Genomic DNA, 7748 nt, shown 5'->3' with positions numbered 1-7748 from the left:
GCGCAAAGCGCAGCCATAGCGGGCTATGGCGAGCATTTGCAACGACGAGCAGGGGTCTTTTGGCGTGATGAGCGGGCATGATCGAAATACTCTCAGCCTCTGCCGCTACAGGTGCGCGAGCCGCTCCAGCGCCAATTCCAGTGTGGCGTCTTTCTTCGCGAAGCAAAAGCGCACGATCCGCTGCTCGAAACCGCCCGGGTAAAAGGCCGACAAGGGGATGGCCGCCACGCCGACTTCCGAGGTCAGCCGACTGCAGAACGCCGCTTCGCCTTCGTCGCTGATTGCCGAGTAATCAACACACTGGAAGTAGCTGCCTTCGCTCGGAAGAATGCCGAAACGGGTTTTGGCGAGACCGGAGCGAAAGAGGTCTCGCTTGCGCTGGTAGAACGCAGGCAGCTCGACATAGGGCTTGGGGTCGGCCATGTAGGCTGCGATGCCGTGTTGCACGGGCGTATTGACCGTGAACACATTGAACTGGTGGACCTTGCGGAACTCCGCCATGAGTGACGCCGGTGCTGCCACGTAGCCCACCTTCCATCCGGTCACGTGATAGGTTTTTCCGAAGCTCGACACGATGAAGCTGCGTGCCGCCAACTCTGGAAATCTCGCGATGCTTTGATGCTGCTGCTCGTCGTAGACCATGTGCTCGTACACCTCGTCGGCGATGACGATGACGTCGGTGGGGCGCAGCAATTCTTCGAGGCGCTGCATGTCCTGCGACGACCAAACGGTCGCGCTCGGGTTGTGCGGCGTGTTGATGACGATGGCTCGGGTGCGCGGCGACAAGGCCGCAGAGATGCGCTCGAAGTCTGGCCGGAAAGTGCGCGGCGTGAGCGGAACGTGCACGGCGCGTCCACCCGCAAGAATGATGTTGGGCTCGTAGCTGTCGTAGCACGGGTCGAGCACGATGACCTCGTCGCCTGGGTGAACGATGGCGAGGATGGACGTGAGGATCGCCTGCGTCGCGCCGGCTGTGATCGTGATCTCCGAGCCCACGTCGTAATGGTGGCCGTACAGCGCTTGCATCTTTGCGGCGACCGCCTCACGCAGTGCAGGTACGCCGGTCATCGGCGGGTACTGGTTGAGGCCGCGTTTCATCGCATCGTCGACGGCAGCAACCAAGGCAGGGTCGCAATCAAAATCCGGAAAGCCCTGCCCGAGGTTGACCGCGCCATGCTCCTGTGCGAGCTGCGACATGACGGTGAAGATGGTGGTGCCGACGGCCGGCAGGCGGCTTTTGAGAGTGGGTGTGTGAAGGTTCATAGCTGGTAGTCGTGGCCGTCGTTCCCCATGGCGCGCGCGATCAATGCACGACTCAAGCGGTCGGACAGCATCTCTGCAAAGGCGTAGACGAAGTTGCGAAGATAGGCGCCGCGCTTGAACGCGACGCGGGTGACGTTCTGGCCGAAGAGGTGGCCCACGGGTCGCGATACGAGGTCGCCGCCGAGCGGGTCATCTCGTACGGAAATCTCGGCCAGGATGCCGATTCCAAGGCCCAGCCGTACATAGGTTTTGATCACGTCGGCATCGATGGCCTCGAGCACGATGTTGGGCTTGAGCTTGCGCGCCGCGAACGCCTGGTCGACGCGGGAGCGGCCGCTGTACGACGGGTGATAGGACACAAGCGGCTCGATGGCCAAGTCTTCGAGCGAGATGCGGTCGATCTTCGCGAGCGGATGGTTGGGTGTCATCACGACCGCATGCTGCCATTCGTAGCAGGGCAGGGTGACGAGTTCGTCGAGTTCAGTGAGCGCTTCGGTGGCGATGCCGATCTCGGCCACCTCGTCGATCAACATCTGCGCCACCTGCTTCGGCGAGCCTTGGTGAAGGCTGATGTTGACCTTGGGGAAGCGCTTGCGAAGTAGGGCGATGGGTTCGGGCAGGAAATACCTGGCCTGGGAGTGGGTTGTCGCGATAGATAGGGTGCCTGCATCCTGCTTCGAGAACTCGTCGCCGATGCGCTTGAGGTTGTTGACCTCGCGCATGATGATCTCGATGGATCGGAGAACCTGCTGACCGGGTTCGGTCACGCGGCGAAGCCGCTTGCCGTGCCTGGCGAAGATGTCAACGCCCAGTTCGCCTTCGAGTTCGAGGATGGCCTTGGAGATGCCGGGCTGGGATGTGAAGAGCGCCTTGGCAGTCTCGGTGAGATTGAGGTTCTGTCGAACGGCCTCCTGGACAAAGCGGAACTGATGAAGGTTCATATTCCTGGTCGATCTTTGGATCGGGTTGATTATTCCATCGCTTGCGGAAACGCTTGTTTTTTCCGATGGCGGAAGTGATCAACCATCGCCAGCTCAACGCCATGGTCTTCGCGGGCCGCCGCGACGGACTTCGCATGCCACCATTCGGCGGCGTGATGCGGCTTCCCATCTGATCAACTGGCCCGATGGAGCCAAGCCAGCGACGCTTGCGCCATCGCCTCGATCACGATTTCGACCTCGCCGATGGCGGGCCGCAGTTCCCAATGCACCCCCGGATGCGCCGCCTCGAGCTGCGCGAGCAGTTCAGGAATGTCCCTTCGCACATGCCCACCTGTCCCGAGAAACAGCGGCACCACGTCGACGTGCACGCATCCCGCCGCCGCCAAGCGATTCCCACCCTCAACCAAACCCGGCGTCATGAACTCGAGGAAGCACAACTCCACCGGTGCTTCCGGTGCACGTTCACGAATGCGCATCGCGATGTCCTCGAACGGCAAGGCCCAACGCGAGTCACGGGCGCCATGGGCGAAAAGCAGAACGCCTTGCTTCATGTCGACCACCGCATTGACTGCTAAGGACATGGCCTAAAACAATTTCCCCTTTTGGGGGCGCAGGGCGGTGTGTGGCTCGCCACACGGCGCTCGGAGCGCCTTGCATCGCATCCCGCCCTGCGCCACCAAAACGGAAAAATTGCTCCGGGCCATGTCCTAACGATACCTCACGAGCCACGTGAAGGCCGCCATGGACAGCATCAGGTAAATCGCACTCGGCGTCGCCGCCACGATCCACGGTGTCCAGTTGCGCAACATGCCCAGATGCCCCGCCACATTGTTGAGCAGCACGAAGCTGATGCCCAGCATGATCCCACCAAATACCTTCAAACTCACGCCACCGCCGCGTGCGTGCAGGTATGCGAAGGGCAGGGCCAGGCCCACCATTACCAGGCAGGCGAAGGGATACAGCGCGCGCTTCCAGAACTGAATTTCGTACTGCTGCGCCGCCTGCTCGTTGTCGGCCAGATTGGTGATGTATCGCGAAAGTTCGATTGTCGACATGGTCGACAGCGGCAGCACGGCGGCGGCGACCACGTTGGCCGACAGGGTGCTGTGCCACAAGAGGCTTGGCAACTTCTGCTCCGATGCCATTGGAAGCTGGTCTGCCGTCGGATCGGCCCACTGGGTGATGGTCACGTTTGACAGCCTCCATTGCGCATGCTTGTCGACTTCACCGGTGGCTGCCGCGATCCGTTCGACCATGCGGCCGTTGCTGTCGAACTCGAAGATGCGGATGTCCTGCAGCTTGCCGCCAGCGGTCGCGCTGCCGACGTTGATGGAATAGCTTCGTTCGCCTTTCGGTGTGAGCTGTCGGTCCTTGAGCCACGCGCCGCCGCGGCCTAGCTTGAGGCCGCCCTTGAAGCTGGCCTGCAGATGTGCGGCTTGCTCTTCAGCGAAGGGTGCGAGGTAGTCGCCGACGATGAAGGTGAGCACTGCGAAGGCGAAACCAAGCGTCGTGAGCAAGCTCAGCGCGCGCCCGGGGCCCAGGCCACCAGTGCGCAGAATTGTGAACTCCGACGACTGCGCAAGCCGCGACAAGGCATAGATGGTGCCGATCAGCACCGCAATGGGCATCAACTCGTAGACGTGTCCGGGCAGTTCGAGCGCGCTGACGAGACCGGCATAGAACGCGGTGTAGCCGCGCTTGCCGGCGTCTGAGAGCTCATCGACGAAATCGATGAAGAAGAAGAGCGAAAGAAAGGCCACTGCCACGAAGGCGACCGACGACACCACGTCGACATAGAAGAGCCGGCGAACGGTCTTCATGCGGCTACCACCTTGCGCGAACGGCGAAAGCCGCGGCTGTTGCCGTGCTCTCGCCACCAGATGATGCCCAAGGCGAGCAGGAAGGCGCCGCCGTGCGCGGTGAAGAGTGCGCCCCCCATGGTGACCTTGCCGGCGGCCACCCAGGCCTGGGTGAGATTGATGATGTTGTAGTAGACGACGAAGGTGAGCAGGGCGAACAGCAGGTTCCAGTTGCTTGCGCGGCGAGGGTTGGTTTCTGACAAACCGATCGCAAGCAGCAGCAGATTCGCGCCGCCCAGCACCAGGCCGAGCCGCCACACAAGTTCGCCCTGGAACGGGGCCTTCGGTGTCTGCATCAGCTCCACGGTGGGACGAGCCTTGGGCGGCAATTCGTCAGTGCTTGTCATGACGCGTTCGCCCGCCTGGATCTTGTAGCCCTCGAAGCGCGACAGTGTCTTCTCCTGCGTCTTCGCGTTCTGCTCGTTGCGCTGTCCGCGATCGAGCACCAGATAGCGGACGTCGTCCTCCAGCAAGATGCGACCAGTCTTGGCTGTCGTCACCGACTCGACATCGCCGAGCTTGGCGAGGATGAACACGTTTCGCCCGGCGCGTTCATCAGCCGCATCGCGCTCGATGAAGAAGACGCGCTGGCCGTCGCTCGACGACTGGAACTGCCCCGGCGCGACACGCGACAGATCGGATCGCCGCTCAAAGCGGTCACGCAGCTCGACGCTGCGCTGGTTGACCCACGGCCATACGAAGAGGGCGAGGAGCAGCACGACGAGCAACACCGGCCAGCTCGTGCGCAGTACGGGACGCACGAAGCGCGTGAGGCCAACGCCGCTGGCGAACCAGATCGCCATCTCGCTCTCGCGGTACATGCGCCCAAGCGTTGCCACGACGGCGATGAACATCGACAGCGCGAGCATGGTAGGCAACTGGCCCAGCGCCAGATAGCCCAGCAGCAGGACCACGTCCTGCGGCGAAATGCGGCCAAGAGCAGCTTGTCCGAGAGTTCGGATCAGCATCATCGTGAGCACGATCGTCAGGATGATGACCAGCGTTGCTCCGAAGGTGCGAGCAAGGTCTCTGCGCAGAGTGGAATCGAATAACATCTTCGCCTTGTCTAATTCGGGCCGCATTATGGACTTCCGACACCAAATCGCTTCCTCCGGCGCACTGTCCAGCGTGGTGGCCGATGTACTGCTCGTCGTTGTCCATGGCGACGGCGTCGATGCTTCTCTCGATGCGGCCGTGGCGTCTCCCCTCAAAGAAGCTGTCGCTTTGGGCGACTTTCAATTCAAGGCAGGGCGCACTTTGTACGTGCAAAGGCCTGCCGGCCTGAAGGCCGCCCGCCTCGTGGTATCGGCTGCGGGCAATTCCTCGGTCAAGGCGTTCAAGAGCGCGGTCGCCAGTGGCCTGGCGCAGCTCAAGGGCCTGGGAGTGAAGCACGTGGCCGTGGTGAATGGCAACAGCAGTGCGGTGACCGAGCAGCATGCTGAAGCGGTCACCTCCGCTGCGTCGGACGCGGCCTATCTCTATCGCGAAACCAAGCCCAGTGCGCAGCCCGCACCGTCGCTCGCCAAGGTGACGCTGATTTGCGGCAAGCCCGAAGCCAAGGACGTTCAGCGCGGCCTCGTGCGAGGCGCGGCCATCGCTGCTGGCGTGACGCTCGCGAAAACGCTTGCCAACCTGCCGGCCAACCGCTGCACGCCGACGTACCTTGGCGTGCAGGCCAAGGCAATGGGCAAGGACTACGGGCTCAAGATTGAAGTCATGGACCGCAAGCAGATCGAAAAGATCGGCATGGGGTCGTTCCTGTCAGTGGCGCAAGGCTCCGCCCAGCCCCCGCGATTCATCGTCGCGCGCTATGACGGTGCTGCAAAGAGCCAAGCGCCAGTGGTACTGGTGGGCAAGGGCATCACCTTCGATACCGGCGGCATCTCCATCAAGCCCTCGGCCGACATGGACGAGATGAAATACGACATGGGCGGGGCCGCGAGCGTGCTCGGCACCCTGCGCGCGATTGCCGAACTCAAGCCAAAGCTGAACCTCGTGGTGCTCGTCCCGACTTGCGAGAACATGCCCAGCAGCACGGCGGTGAAGCCGGGCGATGTGGTCACGAGCCTGTCGGGCCAGACCATCGAGATCCTGAACACCGACGCCGAAGGTCGTCTTATTCTTTGCGATGCGCTGACCTATGCGGAGCGCTTCAACCCGGCCTGCGTGATCGATGTGGCGACGCTCACCGGCGCCTGCGTGATTGCGCTGGGCAACCACCACTCGGGACTGTTCAGTCCCGACGATGCATTGGCCAATCAACTGCTTGCCGCCAGCCGGGCTGCGCTCGATCCGGTGTGGCGCTTGCCGCTGGACGAGGAATACGACGACGCGCTCAAGAGCAATTTCGCCGATATGGCAAACGTGGGGTCGCGTGCGGGCGGGGCGATCACCGCAGCGAAGTTTCTGCAGCGGTTCACAGGCAAGTACCGGTGGGCGCACGTGGACGTGGCGGGGACGGCCTGGAAGTCGGGTGCCGCCAAGGGCTCTACCGGGCGTCCGGTGGGCTTGCTCACTCACTTCGTTTTGTCGCAGGCGGCTTGAGGTTCGGATGAACCAAGCAGTGGGAACGGGCCGTGTTCGCGCGGCAGGACAATGACGGAAGTCCAGTTCCACTTCAACGTTCCCGACAGGCTGTTGTACGCCTGTCGACTGTTGCGCAAGGCCTTGCGCAGCGGAGCGAGCGGGGTGGCAGTGAGCGCGCCGGTGGCGACGCTCACGCGACTCGACAGGGCCTTGTGGACCTTCGATGCGCAGGAGTTCATTCCTCATGTTCTCGTGCGCCAGGGCGCCTTGGTGCCGGCACGGCTCAAGCGCACACCGATCTGGCTTGTCGAGCGGGCAGAACAGGGTGCGCATCATCCCGTGCTGGTGCATCTGGGCGAGGAGCCGGCAGTAGCCTTTGAGAGCTTCAACCGCTTGATCGAGATCGTTTCGACAGATGAGGCAGAGCGCGAAACCGCCCGGCGTCGCTGGAAGCATTACGCCGGACGTGGGTACGCATTGCAACGGTTTGATGTCGCTGGAACTCCTTCATGAGCATGCCTCCAGCGCTGCGTGAAGCGTCGGCCCCGGCGTTGACGCGCCTGACCGACGCTTTGGTGCGCGAAACTCGCGCCGAGCTGGCATCGACCTTGCGAGATGTGGTCGCGCGAGCTGTGGCTCAGGAGTTATCCCGTCATCGCATTCGCTAGTTCTTTCGTTGTGAGCGGCAGACGGTCCCGAGACTCGGAGCCGTCAAACGACTCTTCGATCCACCACCTCCATTGAAACCCCTAGACCACTCTCTCATACCTACGGTTTCGAACGTCTTGGCGACCTGAGGATTCCCCGTATTGGTAAGAGTTTCATTTGGGGTATGGTGGCGCCCGTTGAGTTATCAACGCTATCACTCCACATTCCTATTCGGAGGTTTCTTCATGCAAGTGAAATTGAACGTGATCGTTGGCGCAGCGTTGATTACGCTGGGCGCTGCGGCATTCGCCCAAGACATGGTCGTCAAGATCGGCCACGTCGGTCCCACCAGCGGTGGCATTGCACACCTCGGCAAGGACAACGAGATGGGCGCTCGCATGGCCATTGATGAGTTGAACGCCAAGGGCGTGACCATCGGCGGCAAGAAGGCCAAGTTCGAACTGTTGGCCGAAGACGATGCTGGCGACCCGAAGCAGGGCACGGCGGTGGC

Annotated in this window: 9 protein-coding genes; 4 read left to right on the top strand and 5 right to left on the bottom strand. The window is 62.2% G+C overall.

The features are described 5' to 3' along the window. Positions 1-105 precede the first annotated feature (105 nt). The 5 genes from AC30NL_RS17070 to lptF form a co-directional block, all read right to left on the bottom strand. A complete protein-coding gene (locus tag AC30NL_RS17070; protein WP_489465187.1) occupies positions 106-1263 on the bottom strand; it encodes a pyridoxal phosphate-dependent aminotransferase in 1158 nt (385 codons plus the stop codon). After that, positions 1260-2204 carry a CysB family HTH-type transcriptional regulator gene (locus AC30NL_RS17065; protein WP_489465186.1) on the bottom strand — a complete coding sequence of 315 codons (945 nt, stop codon included), beginning with the start codon at positions 2202-2204 and terminating at the stop codon, positions 1260-1262. The genes AC30NL_RS17070 and AC30NL_RS17065 overlap by 4 nt, the downstream gene beginning before the upstream one ends. A gap of 173 nt (positions 2205-2377) precedes the next feature. Continuing rightward, entirely contained in the window at positions 2378-2785 is a 408-nt protein-coding gene (locus tag AC30NL_RS17060; protein WP_489465185.1) for a sirohydrochlorin chelatase, read from the bottom strand. A gap of 126 nt (positions 2786-2911) precedes the next feature. Then, entirely contained in the window at positions 2912-4024 is a 1113-nt protein-coding gene (gene lptG, locus AC30NL_RS17055; RefSeq protein WP_489465184.1) for an LPS export ABC transporter permease LptG, read from the bottom strand. Further along, on the bottom strand, positions 4021-5118 hold the full coding sequence (gene lptF, locus AC30NL_RS17050; RefSeq protein ID WP_489465183.1) for an LPS export ABC transporter permease LptF: 1098 nt from the start codon (positions 5116-5118) through the stop codon (positions 4021-4023). The genes lptG and lptF overlap by 4 nt, the downstream gene beginning before the upstream one ends. A gap of 28 nt (positions 5119-5146) precedes the next feature. Here lptF and AC30NL_RS17045 point away from each other — a divergent pair, with 28 nt between their 5' ends. From AC30NL_RS17045 to AC30NL_RS17030, 4 genes are all read left to right on the top strand, one after another. Beyond that, a complete protein-coding gene (locus tag AC30NL_RS17045; RefSeq protein ID WP_489465188.1) occupies positions 5147-6607 on the top strand; it encodes a leucyl aminopeptidase in 1461 nt (486 codons plus the stop codon). 51 nt (positions 6608-6658) lie between these two features. Continuing rightward, entirely contained in the window at positions 6659-7102 is a 444-nt protein-coding gene (locus AC30NL_RS17040; protein ID WP_489465182.1) for a DNA polymerase III subunit chi, read from the top strand. Continuing rightward, entirely contained in the window at positions 7099-7257 is a 159-nt protein-coding gene (locus tag AC30NL_RS17035) for a hypothetical protein (protein WP_489465181.1), read from the top strand. The genes AC30NL_RS17040 and AC30NL_RS17035 overlap by 4 nt, the downstream gene beginning before the upstream one ends. 225 nt (positions 7258-7482) lie before the next feature. Continuing rightward, the coding region (locus tag AC30NL_RS17030) for an ABC transporter substrate-binding protein (RefSeq protein ID WP_489465180.1) at positions 7483-7748 on the top strand (266 nt) is incomplete at its 3' end.

It is taken from the genome of Rhizobacter sp. (genome assembly GCA_021153565.1).
In the GTDB taxonomy this organism is placed as follows: Bacteria; Pseudomonadota; Gammaproteobacteria; order Burkholderiales; family Burkholderiaceae_C; genus Albitalea.
Note: the sequence above shows the minus strand (reverse complement) of the source record. Positions and strands in the feature narration are given on the sequence as shown.

Excerpts from the sequence above, each read along its gene's own strand:
- AC30NL_RS17070 (WP_489465187.1), bottom strand. The coding sequence starts at position 1,263 with ATGAACCTTCACACACCCACTCTCAAAAGCCGCCTGCCGGCCGTCGGC.
- AC30NL_RS17065 (WP_489465186.1), bottom strand. The coding sequence starts at position 2,204 with ATGAACCTTCATCAGTTCCGCTTTGTCCAGGAGGCCGTTCGACAGAAC.
- AC30NL_RS17060 (WP_489465185.1), bottom strand. The coding sequence starts at position 2,785 with ATGTCCTTAGCAGTCAATGCGGTGGTCGACATGAAGCAAGGCGTTCTG.
- lptG (WP_489465184.1), bottom strand. The coding sequence starts at position 4,024 with ATGAAGACCGTTCGCCGGCTCTTCTATGTCGACGTGGTGTCGTCGGTC.
- lptF (WP_489465183.1), bottom strand. The coding sequence starts at position 5,118 with ATGTTATTCGATTCCACTCTGCGCAGAGACCTTGCTCGCACCTTCGGA.
- AC30NL_RS17045 (WP_489465188.1), top strand. The coding sequence starts at position 5,147 with ATGGACTTCCGACACCAAATCGCTTCCTCCGGCGCACTGTCCAGCGTG.
- AC30NL_RS17040 (WP_489465182.1), top strand. The coding sequence starts at position 6,659 with ATGACGGAAGTCCAGTTCCACTTCAACGTTCCCGACAGGCTGTTGTAC.
- AC30NL_RS17035 (WP_489465181.1), top strand. The coding sequence starts at position 7,099 with ATGAGCATGCCTCCAGCGCTGCGTGAAGCGTCGGCCCCGGCGTTGACG.